1 protein-coding gene is annotated in these 1,211 nt (G+C 63.3%); it reads right to left on the bottom strand.

Annotated elements, in window-relative coordinates; all coding sequences use genetic code 11:
• On the bottom strand, positions 1–1,211 hold a 1,211-nt coding region (locus ACQ4OB_RS27810), incomplete at both ends, for a DUF5801 repeats-in-toxin domain-containing protein (RefSeq protein WP_430956868.1).

A 1,211-nucleotide genomic window follows, 5' to 3' on the forward strand; every position in this document is an offset into this window, starting at 1 on the left:
GCGCATAGGTCAGTGTGCCGGCGCCATCAGCGCCAAACGCCGAGCTGAAGTTGGCGGCAAAGTTCTGGGTGGCGTTGGTCGCCAGCACCGTCTCGTCCACTGTCAACGTCGGCTCCGTGCCGGTGGTGTTGATGCTCGGCCCATCGTCCTTGAACACCAGGTTTTGTCCGATGTTGAGGGTCGCCTGGGCACTGTCGCCGTCGCCATCGGTCTTGGTTGCCGTCAGCGTTACCAGATTGTCAGCGGTCAACGTCTTCGAATCATCGGGATTGGTGGTGTCGGGATGCACCACGGCGCGGATCTGGTCGAGCGTGACGTCACCATTGGCGGCGACGCTCACTGTGAACACCAGCTCATTGCTCGTGGCGGTGCGACCTTCCACCACTGTGCCGTTGAGCGACAGATTCACCGCTTGACCAGTGGCCGTGTCGGTCAGCCCCGAGGCACCGGCTACCACGCCCAGCACATAGGTCAGTGTGCCCGCGCCATCAGCACCAAACGCCGAGCTGAAGTTGGCGGCAAAGCTCTGGGTGGCGTTAGTCGCCAGCACCGTCTCGTCCACCGTCAACGTCGGCTCCGCACCGGTGGTGCTGATGCTCGGCCCGTCGTCCTTGAACACCAGGTTCTGCCCGATGTTGAGGGTCGCCTGGGCACTGTCGCCGTCGCCATCGGTCTTGGTTGCCGTCAGCGTTACCAGATTGTCAGCGGTCAACGTCTTCGAATCATCGGGATTAGTGGTGTCGGGATGCACCACGGCGCGGATCTGGTCGAGCGTGACGTCACCATTGGCGGCGACGCTCACCGTGAATACCAGATCGTTGCTGGTGGCCGTGCGGCCTTGCACCACGCCGCCGTTGAGCGACAGGTTCACCGCCTGGCCAGTGGCCGTGTCGGTTAGCCCCGACGCACCGACCACCACGCCCAGCGCATAGGTCAGCGTGCCGGCGCCATCAGCGCCAAACGCCGAACTGAAGTTGGCGGCAAAGTTCTGGGTGGCGTTGGTCGCCAGCACCGTCTCGTCCACTGTCAGCGTCGGCTCCGTGCCGGTGGTGCTGATGCTCGGCCCGTCGTCCTTGAACACCAGGTTCTGTCCGATGTTGAGGGTCGCCTGGGCACTGTCGCCGTCGCCATCGGTCTTGGTCGCCGTCAGCGTTACCAGATTGTCCGCCGATAGAGTCTTCGAATCATCAGGATTGCTGGCATCGGGGTGT

This window comes from Pseudomonas sp. ES4 (genome assembly GCF_050586665.1).
GTDB classification, from domain to species: domain Bacteria; phylum Pseudomonadota; class Gammaproteobacteria; order Pseudomonadales; family Pseudomonadaceae; genus Aquipseudomonas; species Aquipseudomonas frederiksbergensis.